14 protein-coding genes are annotated in these 18220 nt (G+C 40.8%); 5 read left to right on the top strand and 9 right to left on the bottom strand.

Annotated elements, in window-relative coordinates; genetic code table 11:
• Positions 1-147 precede the first annotated feature (147 nt).
• The 5 genes from AC1DO4_RS13210 to AC1DO4_RS13190 form a co-directional block, all read right to left on the bottom strand.
• Entirely contained in the window at positions 148-1059 is a 912-nt protein-coding gene (locus tag AC1DO4_RS13210) for a sugar phosphate isomerase/epimerase family protein (RefSeq protein ID WP_477416484.1), read from the bottom strand.
• Between the two features lie 133 nt (positions 1060-1192).
• A complete protein-coding gene (locus tag AC1DO4_RS13205) occupies positions 1193-2677 on the bottom strand; it encodes a hypothetical protein (protein ID WP_477416482.1) in 1485 nt (494 codons plus the stop codon).
• Between the two features lie 286 nt (positions 2678-2963).
• Positions 2964-4043 carry a fatty acid desaturase gene (locus AC1DO4_RS13200; RefSeq protein WP_477416480.1) on the bottom strand — a complete coding sequence of 360 codons (1080 nt, stop codon included), beginning with the start codon at positions 4041-4043 and terminating at the stop codon, positions 2964-2966.
• Positions 4044-4289: 246 nt separating this feature from the next.
• Complete coding sequence (locus AC1DO4_RS13195; RefSeq protein WP_477416478.1) at positions 4290-6197, bottom strand: tetratricopeptide repeat-containing sensor histidine kinase; 1908 nt, start codon at positions 6195-6197, stop codon at positions 4290-4292.
• A 150-nt stretch (positions 6198-6347) separates the two neighbouring features.
• Entirely contained in the window at positions 6348-6914 is a 567-nt protein-coding gene (locus tag AC1DO4_RS13190) for an acyl-CoA thioesterase (RefSeq protein ID WP_477416476.1), read from the bottom strand.
• Between the two features lie 136 nt (positions 6915-7050).
• On the opposite strand from AC1DO4_RS13190, the gene AC1DO4_RS13185 reads away from it, so the two are divergent.
• Both AC1DO4_RS13185 and AC1DO4_RS13180 read left to right on the top strand, forming a co-directional pair.
• On the top strand, positions 7051-9852 hold the full coding sequence (locus AC1DO4_RS13185; RefSeq protein WP_477416474.1) for an outer membrane beta-barrel protein: 2802 nt from the start codon (positions 7051-7053) through the stop codon (positions 9850-9852).
• A 60-nt stretch (positions 9853-9912) separates the two neighbouring features.
• Entirely contained in the window at positions 9913-10596 is a 684-nt protein-coding gene (locus AC1DO4_RS13180) for a hypothetical protein (RefSeq protein WP_477416472.1), read from the top strand.
• A gap of 3 nt (positions 10597-10599) precedes the next feature.
• Here AC1DO4_RS13180 and AC1DO4_RS13175 read toward each other — a convergent pair whose 3' ends face one another.
• Positions 10600-10776 carry a hypothetical protein gene (locus AC1DO4_RS13175; protein WP_477416470.1) on the bottom strand — a complete coding sequence of 59 codons (177 nt, stop codon included), beginning with the start codon at positions 10774-10776 and terminating at the stop codon, positions 10600-10602.
• Between the two features lie 25 nt (positions 10777-10801).
• On the bottom strand, positions 10802-11167 hold the full coding sequence (locus AC1DO4_RS13170) for a SpoIIAA family protein (RefSeq protein ID WP_477416467.1): 366 nt from the start codon (positions 11165-11167) through the stop codon (positions 10802-10804).
• A gap of 156 nt (positions 11168-11323) precedes the next feature.
• Between AC1DO4_RS13170 and queG the strand changes: the two genes are divergently transcribed.
• Positions 11324-12253 carry a tRNA epoxyqueuosine(34) reductase QueG gene (gene queG, locus AC1DO4_RS13165; protein ID WP_477416465.1) on the top strand — a complete coding sequence of 310 codons (930 nt, stop codon included), beginning with the start codon at positions 11324-11326 and terminating at the stop codon, positions 12251-12253.
• A 349-nt stretch (positions 12254-12602) separates the two neighbouring features.
• On the opposite strand, the gene AC1DO4_RS13160 is transcribed toward queG, so the two are convergent.
• On the bottom strand, positions 12603-13649 hold the full coding sequence (locus tag AC1DO4_RS13160) for an exonuclease domain-containing protein (RefSeq protein ID WP_477416463.1): 1047 nt from the start codon (positions 13647-13649) through the stop codon (positions 12603-12605).
• A 132-nt stretch (positions 13650-13781) separates the two neighbouring features.
• Here AC1DO4_RS13160 and AC1DO4_RS13155 point away from each other — a divergent pair, with 132 nt between their 5' ends.
• Positions 13782-15761, top strand: a complete 1980-nt coding sequence (locus tag AC1DO4_RS13155) for a DUF3857 domain-containing protein (RefSeq protein ID WP_477416461.1) — start codon at positions 13782-13784, stop codon at positions 15759-15761.
• Positions 15761-17671 carry a DUF3857 domain-containing protein gene (locus AC1DO4_RS13150; protein ID WP_477416459.1) on the top strand — a complete coding sequence of 637 codons (1911 nt, stop codon included), beginning with the start codon at positions 15761-15763 and terminating at the stop codon, positions 17669-17671. Before AC1DO4_RS13155 ends, AC1DO4_RS13150 begins: the two co-directional genes overlap by 1 nt.
• Here AC1DO4_RS13150 and AC1DO4_RS13145 read toward each other — a convergent pair.
• Positions 17658-17786 carry a hypothetical protein gene (locus AC1DO4_RS13145; RefSeq protein ID WP_477406412.1) on the bottom strand — a complete coding sequence of 43 codons (129 nt, stop codon included), beginning with the start codon at positions 17784-17786 and terminating at the stop codon, positions 17658-17660. The two genes, AC1DO4_RS13150 and AC1DO4_RS13145, sit on opposite strands and share 14 nt — an antisense overlap.
• Between the last annotated feature and the right edge of the window lie 434 nt (positions 17787-18220).

The raw sequence follows: 18220 nt of genomic DNA, 5'->3' as shown, positions 1-18220 counted from the left end.
GCACTGATTAATTACCTGCGGGGTTTACAGGTTAATTTAACTTATCGGTTTGCTTTGGTTTAAAAACGATTTTCAAACTTAATAATTTCCGTTTTAAAAGTAACGGCTTTGAGATTAAATTTAGTGCGGCAAGTTACCCGAATACTATTAATAACCCCATTTTTTCATGATTTGTAAATCAATTTTTACACAATCCACCGGATCCTTGCCCTGGTATGCTTCCTGTTCGATGATAAAAAGTGAAGTCCCGCCCTTTTTACTGGCTGCTTTTAATATTTCTTTAACAGGTAATATACCGTTGCCTAAAATGGTGCTCTCAGTATCATCGCCATCGTGCACAGGAACTTTTATTTCATCCTTCACATGCATTGACTCAAAACGACCAGGATATTTATTAATAAAATCAAGCGCATGCCCACCGGTGGTCAGCATGTTACCAATATCTATTTGTTGCGCCACTAAGGCAGGGTCGGTATTTTGGATAATATAATCGTAAAGGGTTATATCACCAACCTTGGTACTGATCTCGAAGTTATGGTTATGGTAACCAAACTTCATTGATGATTTTTGACACAGCTCGCCGCATTTATTAAACTGCTCCATCGTACGTTTCAGGGCGTCGGTATCGGTCCTTACCTTTTCATCCAGCCATGGGCTTATTACAAATTTCTGGCCCATGGTAGCGGCATCTTCCACTGTATATTTCCATGCATCGGTGAAATCTTTTTTTGAATCATCCCAGTGCTGGGCCGTCATTACCGTATGACCGCTGGGCATTTTTAGCGCCAGATCGTCCAATATCTTTTTAAATTCCTTTGCAGTATAGCCGTAAAACTTACGATCGATATAGTTGGCATGCTCTACGTGATGATAGCCGGCATCAGCAATTTTTTTAAGCGTTCCCTGCGGATCAACTTTCATGGCATCGCGCACGCTATACAGCTGTACTCCTACCCTTTGAAGTTTCTTTTCTGTGGCAAACAGGCTTTCGGGTAATAAGGCCGCGCCTGCAACTGCTAAAGCACCGGTTTTTAAAAATGATCTGCGTGTGGTTTGCATATTGATTTATTTTGGTTCGTGATTCGTGTTGCGTGATTGGTGTTGCGTGTTATGTAGTTGGTGATTTGGTTTCAATTACGCGAACCTCGTAACCCGCAACCCGAACCCAATATTACTACTTTATTTTGTACAATTACTTTCCTATCGGGAATACAGGAAATAAAAGATCTGAGTTACTTACAAAAGCAATATGCTTACTATCAGGCGCCCATGACGGTGTATTGATAGTACCTTGCCCGCCATATAAATAGGCCACCACTTTTGACTGGCCGCCACCTATCGGCATCATCCTGATAAATACGTGTTTATAAAAAGGGTGATCATCCGGGGCAACTTCGTTTTTATAGAAGGTAATGTAAACTATCCATTTACCATCGGGCGATATATGCGGAAACCAATTGTTATAATCGTCATTGGTTATCTGTGTTTGCTCGCTGCCATCGGCTTTCATACGCCATATCTGCATCAAACCGCTACGTACAGAATTAAAATAGATGTATTTACCATCGGGAGTATACTCGGGGCCATCATCCAAACCAGGGGTTGTGGTCAGCCTTTCTTCGGGTCCGCCGTCAGAAGGTACGCGGTATACATCAAACTCTTTATTGCGTTGTCCGCAAAATACCAGGGACTTACCATCGGGCGACCAGCCATGCATGTAGCTTGCGCCAACCCCCAAAGCAGTCACTCTTTTAGCATTTCCTCCTGATGAAGGTACCGTATACCCTATAGATGGCCCGCCATCACCACTGCTGATGACCAACATTTTACCATCGAAAGAAAGTACATGATCGTTATTATTATTTTTTGCCGGATTTGTATTTAAAACGACAGGCTTATTGGTTTTAAGATCAAATTTATATAATGAACCATCGCTGTTGTAAATAAGCGATTTACCATCTTTCATCCAGTTTGGAGCCTGTAACGAACGCGGCGATTGGTAAACTATGGTACTATTTTGTGTTTCCAGGTCCAGCAGTTCGATGCTGCTGCCAAGGTATTGTTTGTAAGGCACCAATGACGCCGGTGCAGGCGTAACTATACGTACATTACTAAAGGTGGCTTTTTCGCTCACATTATCATTATGTGAGCAGATGAAAATACCTACATACACTTCATCGCCAAGATCAAGATCGCTCACCTCTTCGGTAACAAAAAGATCGCCTTTGCGGGCTACCGACATGGTGTAGGTATTGCCTTTACGTTCCAGCTGGATAACATCGGCAGCCGTGATACTTGCTTTTTTCTCTTCGGTAATACCACTAATGGTTTTACGGTATTGCAATGAGGTCAGTCCATCACCATGAACAACAGCGTTGATATGTTTTGAATTTGAATCGAGTGTTGTGCGGACCATCAACCCTACTTTGCGGTGTAACTCCACCCCTTTACCGATGAAGGCGGCATTGGTGCGTAGTATAAAATCGCCTTTCATGCGTTTCCACACAAAATGAAAATCATCATGCGTGGCCCAGATGTTTTCTCCCGAACCTGTAAGTTCATATTGCTGCAATTTGGCATTGTATTGAGCGCCACCTTTATGCTTAACTGTACCTACATCGGTTTGGTTTTCAAATATACCCAGGCCCTGCGCCTTTACTTCTTGATTAAAAAGCATCAGGTACGACAAACAAACTGACAAACAGAATATTTTAATATGCATAAGTTGTTAGGTGGGATTAAGTTACGCTATTAGTTAGCCTTACTAAGGTATAAATTCCGTTTGTAATTAAAAAAGTACTACATGTAACATTTTTAGGCCTTTTCAAAAAAAAATGAGTGACATTTTGGTATCACTCATTTTTAAATTCAGCTAAATGTTATGAATACAGTAAAGCGGCCCACATTTAGGGCTATCACTATATACTTGCCTGCCACTATAATACGGCACGGCTTTTTTTAAATTACTTCGCTCTTACCATCAGGGGCTTAACCTCGGCATAATTAACCGCTGTTAGCTGTACAACCGGCGCTTTAGAACAATAGGTTAATAAAAATTCCTTTTTTGAATCACGATATGAACTTACAGCACCCAACATGCTCATCAATTTTATATAACACCAGGCCAGATCGAACTGATGAGGCTTAAAGCCCGAGCGAGCGCTTTTAGGATACAGGTGATGGTTATTATGCCATTCGCCGGCAACATAACCCGGCCATAGTTGATTTATCGACATATCTTCCCGGTTATGGTCAACACCTTCACGCCGTTTATCCTGCCCTTTACCATGGCCTTCGTAATTAAAGGTACGTACGCCCACAGCCCACACACCAGCCGAGCCAAATACAGCGCAAGCCAGCGGAAAGCCACCCAACAGGTAAAATGCCGTGAACCAGAAACCCCAGTTAAGAATAATACCCGCAATGGTACGGTATGGGTTGGCAACGGTACCCCATTTTTGATATTGCTTATAAGTATTTGGTGTTACGCCAACATGCTTCATTAAATTAACACATTTTTTGTAGGTCGCCTCGCTCATATTGCGGGCTATTGGCTGATGATTAACATCGGCTAAAAAGCAATACAAAAAACCACCCTGGGCGTTATAAGGATCGCCGGGCTGATCAGATAAAGCATGATGCACGTGGTGCGATACGGCATAGATTTCTTCGGGGATAATTTTAAGTGTAAGATTCTGCGTAAAAAAACGCCAGAATTTATTACGGAATGTATACGCATTGTGCGTACAATACCTGTGGTGCCATATGGTGCCGTGTGTACCCATGATGATCATGCTGTAAACAAAAGCTACTATGAGCCCGGTGATACTAAAATATTTAAAAATGAACAAAAACAGGATTGGCGCTAAGCAAAGTACCAGGAACCAGCTTAAAAACGAGAGCCAGTTCTTTTTATCTTTAAACACATTAAGCCTGGAAAAAAACTCTTTTACTATTGCTGAATTGGTAGGTTTTATAAGGTTACCATCCTTATCTGCCCAACCGTATGAAGGTGATTCGAGCACTGTGTTTAAGAAAGCCATTAAATAATCAGGATTAATTTGAATTGATACGGCATGAAATTATTGTCACAAGATAGTAAAAAATTACTATTTCATCATTTTATAGAAATTAGATGAGTTTGCCAAATCCACCAATAACCTTAAAACGCTTTCCTAATAATTAAATTACTTATCAAAAAGTATATATTTTAGTATTTCTACGTAATACTTACTATTTAGGATACAATAACTTATTAATTAGTTAAACAAAAAGTGGAATATTTTTTGTTAGCCGGCCAACGGAAGGCTAAAATTGAAGGTACTGCCCCTGCCAACCTGGGATGTTACCCATAAGCGGCCATCATTAAATTCTACCAGTTCTTTACACAAAAACAGGCCTATGCCTGTGCCCACTTCGCCCATAGTACCGTTTTCTGTAAAGCGCGAATTAAGGCTGAATAATTTGAGCTGCTGTTCCGTGGCAATACCTTTACCTGTATCGTTTATGCTGATAATGAGTTCCCTATCGTTAACGGTGCTGCTCAGGGTAATAGCGCCGTTATCATCGGTAAACTTTATTGCATTGCTGATGAGGTTACCCATAATCACCTTAATATGCTTTTCATCGGCCTTTACACAGTGGCCGGCAATAGCCGCATTGTGAAACCTGATGTTTTTTTGGAGCAACTGGTAACTATAGGTTTGTGCCATCTCTTCTCCAATGGAATATATATCGATAACGGATGGACTAATATTTATACCCCTGATCTGGCTTCCCGCCCATTCCAGCAAATTGGATAAGGTAAGTTCGGCCCCTTTTATAACCGGCTCCATTTTCTTCATCAGGCCATGCATATCTTCAAGGTCTAAATTGTTATTATCAAACAAACCTATAATACTACGGAGGTTGGCAAAAGGTGTACGCAGATCATGCCCTATAATGGCCAATAGTTTATCTTTTAACTTGTTTACTGCCTCAAGGTTTGCGGATTGCTCGGCTATCAGGTCTTTTTGAACTACCAGGGCCTCATGCTGCATGTGCAGTGTATTACTCAGTAATCTCTTTTGGTTATAATTGTAAAAAGTGACGTATAAAGCAATAAGCACAGCAACCAATGATGATATAAGTGTAAGGATAGTGATACTTTGAAAATGAATCTTTTCTTTATCTGCCCTGGCCTTATACTGAATGGTCTCAATCTCGTTAAGCCGGGTATTAAGGGCAAAATAATTCTGAATCAGTTCGGTATTGCGAATTTTGCTGGTTGAGTTAAGATTATTCAACCCGGTGCTGTATTTTTTTTGATAGGCGAGCGCATTAGCCAGGTCTTTTTTTTGTTCAAAGCTGAACATTAAGGTTTTATATGCATCTGATAACCCATCCATCAAACCTATACTATCTGATAGGGCAGCACCCTTCTTCGCATACTCAATTGCTTTATCAAATTGCTTAAGCCCGTTGTAGTTATACGCATATTCAATATATGTTTTGGCGCGCAGCCGCTTGTTATTGGTTTTAAAGCTCATCCTGATAGCGGTATCGTCATACGCTATTGATCGTTCAAATTGGTTTTGAAGGCGTTGAATTGAGCTGAGGCGGGTGTATATAATATTTATATTTCCAAAGTCATTAATCATGCTACAAAATTTTAAAGCCAGCATGCTGGCTGTTGTTGCTTTATCATAATTATGCATTCTGATGTAAAGCAAGGCTTTTTCACTATAAAATTCTGCCAGCATCTTTGTATTGGCGCCGGCATATTTTAAAGAAATATCTAAATTACGGATAGCTTCATTGTAGTTTTTAAGTTCGAGAAAGGTACGCCCAATAGAATTATAGCACTCGGCTAACAGAACATGCCTGTCTTTCGGAATCATAGTTAAAGCCCTGTTTAAATAGAACAAGCTTATTGGATAATATGACTGTGACCAATACACATGCCCCAGGTTTAAAAACCCATAACCTATACCATAATCGTACTTTATTTTTTCGGAGAGCAGCAAAGCTTTTTCGGCCATACGCCTTGCAGAATCAGGATTACGTACATATATATCATCTGCCGTTATGTTTAGCCTATCTACATATATTTTTGTAGCCGCGTTAGTTGCCGGTAATTCTTTAGAAATTTGTTTTTGTGCATAGGTTACCCGACACATAAGCGCTAACAATAGTAACTGGCTAAAAATTCGCCTCATTTATTTAGGGAGTTGGGGGTATATGCTTTGTTATGCTGGAGCTTGTTTCATCTCACGTGCAAGGCTGTACGGCCTGTAGCCGACCTGTTCTGTGGAATCCAGAGCCGTTAGCTTACGAACGGTAGGATTTCTTCTTTTAATCTTTATTCTTTATCCGGCCACCAAACATCTTTCTCCCTCAAGCATCTGAATACAATGCTCATAATTATCGGGCATTTTTATTTGCTCCACTTCCTTCATATAACTTTGCTTAATTTCTTTACGACGGCGTGCCTCTATAAATCGCCTTACCTGCTCACGTTGTTCTAATATCAATCCGGGAACCTTAGCGGGCTTATTGTTATCGTCTTTGGCTACCATGGTAAAATAGCTGGTGTTTGTGTGCTTCACAGAGCTATTTTTGATATTTTCTGATATAACCCTGATACCTACTACCAATGATGTATTGCCTACATAATTAACCGAAGCCATTAATGATACCAGTTCGCCCACCTCAACAGGGTGCAAAAAATCGACCGTATCAATAGATGCAGTTACACAGTAATTGCCTGCATGTTTAGCGGCGCATACATAAGCCACCTTATCCATAAGCGACAACAGGATACCCCCATGAATCTTTCCGCCAAAATTGGAATATGAAGGGATCATAAGTTCGGTAATAGTAGTTTCAGAAAAACTTACCGTTTTATAATCAGATTGATCGGAGTGGGCTGTCATGTAATAAGAATTGTGGTTACAAGTTTAAGCATCCCGTACTATTAATGCAACAGGCGTATTACATTATTGCAACAATAGTATTACATGATAAAACTTCATTAAACCTTAATGGTCCATAGGGTAGCTTTCCTAAACTATGAAAAAACAGCTATCGGTCACTTTTACACTTTTACTATCAATTACACAACTATTTGCCCAGCAAAGCCGCCCGGTAATTGGTACCGTAATTGACAGTACAGGTACCGTACCCGGTGTAACCATTAAGCTTACTTCTGATAAAGACAGCATGATTGCTGCCAGCGCTGTTAATGGCACATACAGTTTCCCGGCGGTTATTTCCAAAAACTTCAAACTTACTTTTAGTGGTATTGGATACCAGACGTTGATTAGGCGATATGTAATGGATAACAAAACCGGGCCGATAAAACTCGATCCTGTTAAACTGGCTATTCAGACCAATTTTTTAAAAACCGTTAGTATAGTAAGTACCGTTAACCCAATCACCATTAAAGAAGATACTGTAGAATACAAAGCCAGCGCTTATAAAGTTCGCGAAGGATCACCTGTGGAGGATTTGCTTAAAAAACTGCCGGGGGTAAGTGTAGATAAGGATGGGAATGTAACCGCCCATGGCAAACAGGTAACCAAGGTAAGGGTTAATGGTAAGGATTATTTTACAGGCGATGTGCAAACCGCAACCCAAAACCTGCCCGCCGATATTGTGGAAAACATACAGGTAATAGACGACTATGGCGACCAGGCCAACCTAACAGGCATAAAAACCGGCGACCCCGACAAAATCCTGAACATTACCATACAAAAAGGAAAAAGCAGGGGCAATTTTGGCCAGGGCAGTATGGGCATAGGTGATGATGACAGGTACCAGGCGCGCCTATCGGCAAATTCATTTATGGACGCAAGGCAAATAGCTTTAATTGGCACTTTAAACAACACCAATACCAACTCCTTTACCCTCGCCGGAGCAGGAGGCAGCGGCGGTCGCGCCGGGCGGGGCGGCGGCGCTAGTAGCGGCGCGAGCTCACAGGTGAGCACGGCAAATGGCATTACTACTAACCGGTCCATCGGTAGCAATTACCGCGACGACTGGAGTAAAAAAATGACTGTTTATGGCAGCTATAGCTTTGCTGATAAAGATAAAGACCAAAACACCACCACTGTGCAGCAAAACCTGTTTCAATCGGGCACACTGATTAACAACGATAATAGTGATGATAAAAATCATGGTATTAATCACCGTTTTGATTTTAATATGGAGTATAAGATGGATACGGTTAATTATCTAAAAATTAACCCAAGTTACTCCTACGCCATATCTAATGATGTAAGCACCGATGTTTTTACCAATACACGCAACAGTAGCCTGGTTACAGGTAATGAACTGGCCTTAACTAATTCAGGCAATCAAAGCGGTAGTGTTAATGTGTTGTATAACCATAAATTCCATAAAAAGGGTCGTAATTTTAGTGTGAACGCTGGTTTAACCCTTTCAAAAAGCGATCAGGACCTTAATGATCAGTATACCACTCACCAGGATACGGTAACAACCCGGCTTTACCAGCAAATCAACTCCAACAATAGTTCGCAAAAGGCAAATGTGCGTTTATCCTATATCGAACCCATCGGCAAAACAACTTACCTGGAGGCTAATTATGCCTATAACTATTCAAATACGGATAATAACCGGTACAATTATCGTATTGATCCGGCAACAGGCATACAAACTTATGTTGATTCGTTAAGTACTTTGTATAACTACCAGTTTATCACCAATCGTTTTGGGTTAAACCTCCGTGGTATAGCAGCAAAGTACAATTATACTTTAGGTATCGCTGTACAACCATCAACTCTTGAAGGCCAATCGCTTACCCTGCATACTACTACCAACACTTTTAATATTATACCCACCGCAAGATATATTTATAACTTTTCAAAAAACCATTCCTTTACAGTTAATTACAGCGGATCGAACAATCAACCATCATTTACCCAATTGCAGGATCAGCCCGACTACTCCAACCCACAGAACAGGGTTTACGGTAATTCGAAACTAAAACCAGAATTTACCAATAATTTAAACCTGCGTTACAACGCGTTTGATATAGCCAGTGGTAACGCGTTGTTCACAAACCTCTCGTTTTCAGAAACCCAGGATAAAATTGTAACCAATACCCAACCCGTTTTTAATACCGCCCAAACAAACGGTACCGCAACCCAGCATGATAATACCATACAAGAAACGCATTACCTAAACACCAATGGTTTTTATAACATTAATGGCAATTACTCATTCTCGAAACCTTTTCTTGACCGTAAATTTACTGTAAGCTTAAACGGCGGCGGTACTTTCAGTAATAATATATCCTATATTGAAAATGAGCGCAATACCGGCAAAAACTGGGTACTTAACCAGGGAGCCAAAGTGCGGATAGATCTTGACAGTATTATGGATACCGAGGTAAGCGGCAATTACAGTATCAACACCACCCGTTATAGCCTGCCATCGTCATTAAACACCGACGCCAGTACCTGGACTTTGGGCCTGGATGGACATAACTACTTTTTTTATAGCTGGGTGTTGGGATACAATTTAACGCAAACCATCAACCATGGTTTTAGCAGTACTGTAAAAGCCAACCCCACCCTGCTAAGCACCTACCTGGAATACCAGTTTCTGCAAAAACATATCGCATCAATACGATTTTCGGCCTTTGATCTTTTTGATGAAAACAAAGGTGTAACCCGCAGCATAGCAGGCAACCAGATTATAGATACCCGCACCAACAGGCTGGGCAGATATTTTATGCTATCATTTGCCATCAGGCTTCAAAAATTTGCGGGCAGCAGGCCTCGTGGTAATGGCTACAATGGCGGTGGTGGCGGCAGAAGAGGCGGTGGCGGTGGTAGAAACCGATTTTAGCACGATGGGTTTGATATTGATAACAACCTGTTATATATTTACCCAAAATCAATAATACACTTGAAAAATATTATCCTGCTAATTGCTTTCTTTTTTTTTATGAATGCCGCACATGCACAGGAAACTGTTGAACGCAGCCATAGAATTAATGATCATATTACAGAGAAACTGCATGTGCTAAAAAGCGACAAAAGTACAAGGCAGGGTTTGTACCAGGCTGTGTATAACAGAAAAATAGCGATAGCAAGCGGTCAGTTTCATAAGGATCTTAAAATTGGCATATGGCATTTTTACGATCCTGCCGGCCGTTTACTGCAGAATTACGATTACACCAAAAAGGAGCTTTTGTATGAAGCTCCGGAGGATACTACCTCGAGTCTGCGTTATTTTGTAGATAAACAGCTGGCCGATACCGATCATACCACCAAGCCGGTTAAAGCAGGTGGAAGATACTATGGATACCTTCCCTATTTAAAATTATTTAAGCTGCCGGCAAACCTGATGGATATCAGCCGGGATGTTTCTATCGCAGTTATTGAATTACTGGTTAGCCCGGGTGGCCGACTGGCTTATTTTAAAGTGAGCATTTACAGCGGCAACTTCTCAAAAACCTTCAACATGAATATCAACGCTTTGAACGAAGAAGACAAGGTATTTATACCAGCAACACTGAATGGCGAACCTATAGGCTGCCGGCTACTAATAAAATGCTTTATTGATGATGACGGGACTTTGATTTTTTAAAAACTACAAATCCTCCCCTGCCGGGCCTTTTCCTTTGTTTGATGATTCTACCTCGTATTCAATCTTTTCGCCGGGTTTTAGTTTGGCTTGCGCAGCAAGCAGGGTATCTTCCCCGGTATTTTCTCCTATTTCATCATTATGCAAATCCGAATCATCATTCTTATTATCGATGGGTTTCATGATTTTATATGTTAATTATTTTTTGTTATTTCTCCGTGATCCATTTGACAGCCTCATCCAGATCTTCTAAAGGGTAGCCCTTATACTTACCCGGTAATATGTATTTAAACAGGTGGCTAAACTCCCTTACCCCATTTTGATCGGTAACTATCGCCAGCTTGCCCCATTTGGTAAAGTATTTAAGGCCAATACCAATATCTCCACACCAGGCACCGGCTTCAAAGTTTTTTATTACAGTCTCCAATACCAGCAGAAAATTTATTTTTCCATTTTCTTTTATATGCTCGTCAAGCAATGGCTCAAGGGCTGCTTTATAGTCCTTATTAGTCATCACGCCGACGGCATGTATACCTAAAATGTTTTTCGGCAGATATTTTAAGTGTTCGAGCATTTATGTATACTGTATCTTAATAATAATTGACACAAAAATCACACCATTAATTAGCAAAAAATGCCTTTTTTCATACGTCAACAGGGTTTCAGGTGTAATTTATCCGKCAAAAAGTTCATTTTTGGGCTTCCAATTTATAGTATCTTTGCTTTTGTTATGCAAAACAGGACGCTATATAGCCAATTGATTAAAAAAGAAGCCCAAAAGCTTGGTTTTTTGTTTTGCGGAATATCAAAAGCCGGGTTCCTTGAAGAAGAAGCTCCCCGTTTAGAATCATGGCTAAAAAAGAACATGCATGGCGAAATGCAATACATGGAAAACCACTTTGATAAACGCCTTGACCCGCGCCTGCTGGTGGATGGAGCAAAATCTGTGATCTCATTAGGCATTAACTATTATACAGATCATAAACAGACTGATCCCTCGGCACCCAAAATATCAAAATATGCATATGGGATAGATTACCATACTGTTATAAAAGATAAACTAAGGCAGTTGTTACAGATTGTTAACGAGAAGATTGGCGAAGTGGGAGGCCGTGTATTTGTTGATTCGGCACCGGTGCTTGATAAGGCCTGGGCCAAACGGGCCGGCCTGGGCTGGATAGGTAAAAACTCCAATCTTTTAAACAAAAAAAACGGCTCATTCTTTTTTTTAGCCGAACTCATTATCGACCTGGAACTGGAATATGATATAGCCCCTACTGCCGACCATTGTGGCACCTGTACCAATTGCATTGATGCCTGCCCTACCGATGCTATAGTTGGCCCTTACGTGGTTGATGGAAGCCGGTGCATCTCATACCTCACCATCGAACTTAAGAACGAGATCCCCGCGGAATTTAAAGGCAAAATGGATAACTGGATGTTTGGCTGCGATATCTGCCAGGATGTATGTCCCTGGAACCGTTTCTCGATATTAAACAACGAACCGGCTTTTAACCCCCACCCAGATCTGCTGGATCTAAAAGCTGCTGACTGGCAGGAAATCACCCAGGATGTTTTTCAAAAGGTATTCAAAAACTCGGCTGTAAAGCGTACCAAATTTACCGGCTTAAAAAGAAATATAGATTTCCTGAAATCATAGATACAAGCGGTCATCTGCAGGGAATTTATCTGCGAAATTGGTGGAAATATATCCAACAAAAAACATCTCTTTTAACACACCGTTCGTGCACCTTTCCCGCACCTTTCGAACCACTTTACCAATACCTGCCACACACCTTTGAGCACCCTTTAATAGCGCTTTAATAATACTTATTTAGCTTAAAATAAGATAGTTACTATTAAAATAGCATCTTACGAGCCTTCTTATTCTTAAAATAAGCCGGGCGATTATCCTTCAGGATAAACGCCCGGCTTGTTTATATACAAATTTACAAAAATTTAATTAAAAAGTCTCAAATCTCATGTCTAACATCTCAAATCTAAACAAACTACCCTTTCTTAAATTTCAATGCCAGTTGTGCCAGCATATCATCATTAACGGGTTGAGCGGGTTCGTCTTTCTTTTTAAAAGGTTTGGGTGGATATTGTGTTTTGGTATGATCCGGTTTATGGAATTCCTTTTTAGGGTAGTCAGTTTTTGGCACTTCTGACTTGGGCGCCTGCGTTTGCTCAACTGATTTTGGTTGTTGCTGATGTTGTGCAGCATTTTTTGCCTGGCGCTCAGCGTTTTTCTTAGCGTTCCAGCGGGTGTGAATTTCTTCGAGCTTGCGTTTGGTATACAACGGAAAATCGCCCTGCATCATCCATGAATAATAGCTTGGCTCGGCATTCAGTACGTCCTCTACCCGTTTGCCTTTGTGCTTGCCAAAGTTTATCGTTTCCTCTCCTTGTTCGTTGTAAACCATCCGGCCTGCAAAATCAACAGGTTTACTCAGGTTGGTAAATTTATGCAGCGCCTCAACATCACCAACAACAGGGGTTGTAATAATGCCTTTTTTATCTTCCCATTGCATATTTTCATAACGCTCAATCTGCGCCAGCAACACTTCCATGGTGGCACGGGTATCAGCCTCGGCCGAGTGAGCATTTTCTATCTTTTTGTCACAATAAAACTGGTACGCGGCTTTAAGCGTACGCTGCTCCATTTGGTGAAATATATTTTGTACATCCACAAAATGGCGCTCATCCAAAGTAAACGAAACGCCGGCGCGTAAAAATTCCTCCATCAGCATCGGGATATCAAACTTGTTGGAGTTGTACCCGGCCAGGTCGCTATCACCAATAAATTCGGCTATATCGTTGCCCAGGGCTTTAAATTGCTGCTCGTCCTGTATATGCTCGTCATAAATACCGTGTACCAACGATGATTCCAATGGAATGGGAATACCGGGGTTAACACGCCATGTTTTAACCTCTTCACTGCCATCGGGGTGAAGCTTAATAACTGATATTTCAACTATCCGGTCGGCTCCTATATTGGTACCCGTAGTTTCAAGATCGAAAAAGGCCAGCGGGCGTTTTAATTTTAGTTTCATTGTAAATGATTCAGTAATACTGTAAAGGTCGCAAATGTCCTAAAAAGAATCAGCACAATAAATTTTTTAATTTAATTAATAATTCATTTTAATGTATTAAATTGATACCACCCTAATTATTGCAATTATTGTATGAAAAAAAACCTACTTATTATTATCTTATTTATTGGCATTCAACACTTTGTAAAGGCCCAGGATTTTGAAGAAAGTGTAACCACCGAAGACCTCGACCAAAAAAAATATGCAAAAGATACATCGGCCCACGCCTTATTTTTAAATGAGTTTGGCAAAAGCAGGATTGATGTAGTAAGTGATGACCATGTGCGCCTGATTTTTAATTACCATGCCCGTATCAAAATATTTGATACAAAAGGCCTTGAAAGCGGCACTATTGAAATACCTATACATCACAGTAGTAATAACGAAACAACAGAAGAGGTTGACGAGATAGTTGGCACTACATACTATCGCGACGATGATGGCCTTATGCGCAGCGCCCCCCTTGATGTTAAAAAAGTATATACTGTAAAAGATTACAAATACCGAAGCACCGTAAAATTTGCCTTACCTGGTTTACGGCCGGGTTGTGTTATCGATTTCAGGTATAAGCTTACATCGCCTTACCTTAATGAGTTTAGAAATTGGGATTTTCAGGATGAAATACCAAAAGAGCATTCAAAATATGAGGTGCACATTCCCGCTTTCTGGGTTTTTAATGCATCACTGCGTGGCAGTTTAAAGCTATCAAACAGCACTTCGGAGCTTGAACGCGAATGCTTTTCATCCCATGGCGCAAAATGTGATTGCTCGCACATCACATATGAAATGAAGGATATCCCCGCTTTTGTGTCTGAAGACTATATGACCTCGCCTAAGAATTTTTTAGCCGCCATTTACTTTGATGAGGTTGAATGGACCAACCCGTATACCAGCGTAAAAACAGTTGTTTCAAAAACCTGGAAAGATATTGAACATCAGCTTAAAACAGATGAGTTTTTTGGTTCTCAATTTAAGCGCAAAGAACTGATGAAGGATAGGATAACCACAGTGGTTGCCGGAAAAACAGATGAACTGGAAAAAGCGAAAGCTATTTACGCATACCTGCAAAAATGGTTTAAATGGAATGATATTACAACAATTTACAGTCCAGATGGTATAAAAAAAGCATATGAGGCGCATACTGGCACCATTGGCGATATTAACCTGGCCCTGGCTGCAGCGTTAAGGGCAGCAGACCTAAACACAGAAGTGGTTGTACTATCAACCCGCAATAATGGTAATATCAACATGCTTTACCCGGTAATTAATGATTTTGATTACATGATTGCCAAAGTTAATATTGGTGATAAAAGTTACCTGCTTGATGCTACCGATCCGCTGTTATCATTTGGCCTTCTCCCCCTCAAATGCCTTAACGATAAAGGCCGGGTTATCAGTCTGGATAAACCATCATACTGGATTGAATTAAATGGGTTACAGAAGGAGTCGTCGACAAAATCACTTGATCTTACTTTGCTTGATAATGGTAAGCTTAAAGGCACCATAACTAATTATTATTCGGGTTACGATGCTTATTTAAAACGTAAAGCCATTAAAAAATTCAATTCGGTTGATGAATATGTAGAAAATCAGGACGAAAAATTACCAAAGCTAAAGATCCTGAAATCAAGTATTTCAAACCTAGATAGCCTGGATGTGCCGCTTGGAGAAACCTTTGAGGTTGAAATTGATGCGTTTGATAACATGAACCATAGCCGGCTGGTATTTAACCCCTTTTTATGGGATAAAATAACAACCAATCCATTTAAGCTTGCCGAAAGGGACTATCCGGTTGACTGGGGAATGGCATCAGATAGTCGTTTAATACTAAATATGCGCCTGCCCGATGCTTATACAGTTGAAACGCCGCCACAGTCTGTAGCATTTAAAATGCCCGGAAACGGTGGTATGTATGCAAGTAATTTTGACAGCCTTGGCAGTGCTTTCACATTCTCAAGCATAATAAAGTTTACCAAACCTGTTTACACTTCGGAAGAATATCCTTACCTGAAAGAGCTTTATAATAAGATCATCCTTACCGAAAAAGCCGATATGGTTTTCAAGAAAAAATAATGAAAGTACTTGTAACGCTGTTATCAATTCTGGCATTAAACATAAGCGCAGGTGCGCAGGAAAACTATGACGTATCGCTGATACCTAAAGATCTGCTGCCCTACGCCGGCGCCGTTGTACGCAATGAAGAGCTTAATATTGAAGTAAAAGATTTGAATAATACTTTTTACCATATAAAACAGGCTATAACTATATTAAATAAAAATGGCGCCGAAGAAGCCGAAATAGTTGTGTTTCATGACAAAGCCAATATTATAAAAGGAATAAAGGGAATAGTATACAACCAGTTTGGCAAACCAATAAGTAAGTTTTCTGAAAGCGACTTTGAGGATGTTGATGCGGTGAGCCGGTCGACACTATTTGATGACACCAAGGTTAAACATTTTAACCCGGCAGTTACCGATTATCCCTATACCGTTGCTTATGAATACGACATAAAATCAAAGCAATCGCTCAACTTCGCCGATTGGGTACCCAACTCGTCAACAGGTGTTGCCGTTGAAAAAAGCACTTATACTTTTAGCAGTAAGCCCGGTTTTAGGATCAGGTATAAAGAGTTAAATGTTCCTGTTAAGGTAGTTATAGGCACCAATAAGCAGGGAGAGAGCACGTACACCTGGCAGTTGACAAATTTAAAAGCCATAAAGGAAGAGCCATACAGCCCCAATGGCGATAAATATTTGAGCAGGGTAAAAATAGCGCCCGAAAACTTTGAATACCTGGGCGTACCCGGATCATTTAATGATTGGAACGGGATGGGTAAATGGATCTATGATAAATTACTGGCCAGTCGTACAACGCTCCCGGTATCAACTATCGATAGAATGAAGGAGATCACCAATGGAATTACCGATCCTAAATTGAAAGCCAAAAAAATTTATGAATACATGCAGGGCAAAACGCACTACATAAGTGTACAGGTTGGCATAGGTGGTTATCAGCCGTTTTTGGCAAGCGATGTGGACCAGCAAAATTATGGCGACTGTAAAGCATTGGTAAATTATACCCAGGCGCTGCTTAAGGCGGTTGATATCGATGCTTACTATTGTATTGTTAAGTCGGGCTCGCGCAAGCAAAGCCCTTTAATTGATTTTGCCAGCATGAACCAGTTTGACCATGTTATACTGTGCCTGCCGTTTAAAAACGACACCACTTTCCTGGAATGCACAAGCCAGAAAATACCATTCGGCTTTTTAAGTGATTTTACTGATGACCGTTATGTATTAGCCTGCACACCCGATGGCGGCAAACTGCTGCATACACCTAAATACACAGCCCAGGATAACCTGCAATACTGCAAAGCCAGTTTCAGCATAAATGCTGATGGGATGTTAACAGGCGATATGCTTACCACGTTTAAAGGCACGCAGTATGAAAATCGTGAATATATTATCCAGGAAGGCCCAAAAGAGCAGGTAAAAAGCCTTCAAAAGGAATACCCTATAAATAATCTCGAAATTGAAAAGTTTGAATTTAAACAGGATAAAAGCCTGAACCCGGTAGCTACAGAAACTATAAAGCTAAGCGCGCCCGATTATGGATCGGCAAACAACGGCAAGATAGATTTTTTAGCCAATGCCATTAACCGGGCGGGAGGAACACCCCGCGAAGTACGTAACAGGCGTAACGCTTTATATATAAACAGGGGCTATACCGATGAAGATGAAATTAGGTATACCCTGCCTAAAGGTTACCATGTTGATATGCGCCCGGCAAGTATATCCATAGAAAAGCCCTTTGGAAAGTTTTCTGTTTCGACCCTAATAATTGGCGATCAGCTGGTATATAAACGCAAGCTGCAGGTAATTGATGGCACTTACAATAAAGATCTGTACCAGGAGTTTGTCGACTTTTACCAGGCGATAAGCGAAACGGATAACAGCAACGTAACCCTGGTTAAAAATAACTAAATATTACAATACCGAGAATGATGCCAATGATCATGACCAGGTACAGCAAAATTTCGTTCCCTGCAAATTTTTTATACTTTGTCCAGAATGAGTATTCTTCTTTTTGATTTGACATAAGGTTGCAAAAATATTCATTTTTTAATGCAGTTTGTAATAACCATGCGGTTGTTGCTGTCTAAAAATAAAAAACAGATCGTCACACGAGTACCGACCAGCCGCCTCATGACCGTCGTTGCGAGGAGATACGACGAAGATAACCGACCGCGGGGAGCTCATTAATACCTATAAAAACAAAAACACAACATTAATAATCCCCAAGATACAGATCGGATTTGCACAGTCGCTCTTTAAGTTGGGAATTGCTTCGTACCTACCCATGACATGTTTGGTTTTACACAAACATTCGCTTAAACGCTGGCCACGACTCACCCCGGCTACGCTGCGCTGGCCGACCCTCTCTCCGGCTTACGCCGCATAGAGGGTGAAGCTCATTTTTTTATTTTTTTGCCCCTCTATGCGCGAAGCGGAGAGAGGGGCAGACGGGCGTAG

Source organism: Mucilaginibacter sp. P5_A6, assembly GCF_056400585.1.
The sequence above is the reverse complement of the archived record's forward strand: the minus strand, read 5'-3'. Positions and strand labels throughout refer to the sequence as shown.

Bases quoted from the DNA above. Each gene is read 5' to 3' on its own strand.
- AC1DO4_RS13170 (WP_477416467.1), bottom strand. From the start codon at position 11,167: ATGCTCGAACACTTAAAATATCTGCCGAAAAACATTTTAGGTATACAT.
- AC1DO4_RS13160 (WP_477416463.1), bottom strand. From the start codon at position 13,649: ATGAAACTAAAATTAAAACGCCCGCTGGCCTTTTTCGATCTTGAAACT.
- AC1DO4_RS13155 (WP_477416461.1), top strand. From the start codon at position 13,782: ATGAAAAAAAACCTACTTATTATTATCTTATTTATTGGCATTCAACAC.
- AC1DO4_RS13195 (WP_477416478.1), bottom strand. From the start codon at position 6,197: ATGAGGCGAATTTTTAGCCAGTTACTATTGTTAGCGCTTATGTGTCGG.
- AC1DO4_RS13150 (WP_477416459.1), top strand. From the start codon at position 15,761: ATGAAAGTACTTGTAACGCTGTTATCAATTCTGGCATTAAACATAAGC.
- AC1DO4_RS13185 (WP_477416474.1), top strand. From the start codon at position 7,051: ATGAAAAAACAGCTATCGGTCACTTTTACACTTTTACTATCAATTACA.
- AC1DO4_RS13205 (WP_477416482.1), bottom strand. From the start codon at position 2,677: ATGCTTTTTAATCAAGAAGTAAAGGCGCAGGGCCTGGGTATATTTGAA.
- AC1DO4_RS13145 (WP_477406412.1), bottom strand. From the start codon at position 17,786: ATGTCAAATCAAAAAGAAGAATACTCATTCTGGACAAAGTATAAAAAA.
- AC1DO4_RS13200 (WP_477416480.1), bottom strand. From the start codon at position 4,043: ATGGCTTTCTTAAACACAGTGCTCGAATCACCTTCATACGGTTGGGCA.
- AC1DO4_RS13210 (WP_477416484.1), bottom strand. From the start codon at position 1,059: ATGCAAACCACACGCAGATCATTTTTAAAAACCGGTGCTTTAGCAGTT.
- AC1DO4_RS13175 (WP_477416470.1), bottom strand. From the start codon at position 10,776: ATGAAACCCATCGATAATAAGAATGATGATTCGGATTTGCATAATGAT.
- queG (WP_477416465.1), top strand. From the start codon at position 11,324: ATGCAAAACAGGACGCTATATAGCCAATTGATTAAAAAAGAAGCCCAA.
- AC1DO4_RS13190 (WP_477416476.1), bottom strand. From the start codon at position 6,914: ATGACAGCCCACTCCGATCAATCTGATTATAAAACGGTAAGTTTTTCT.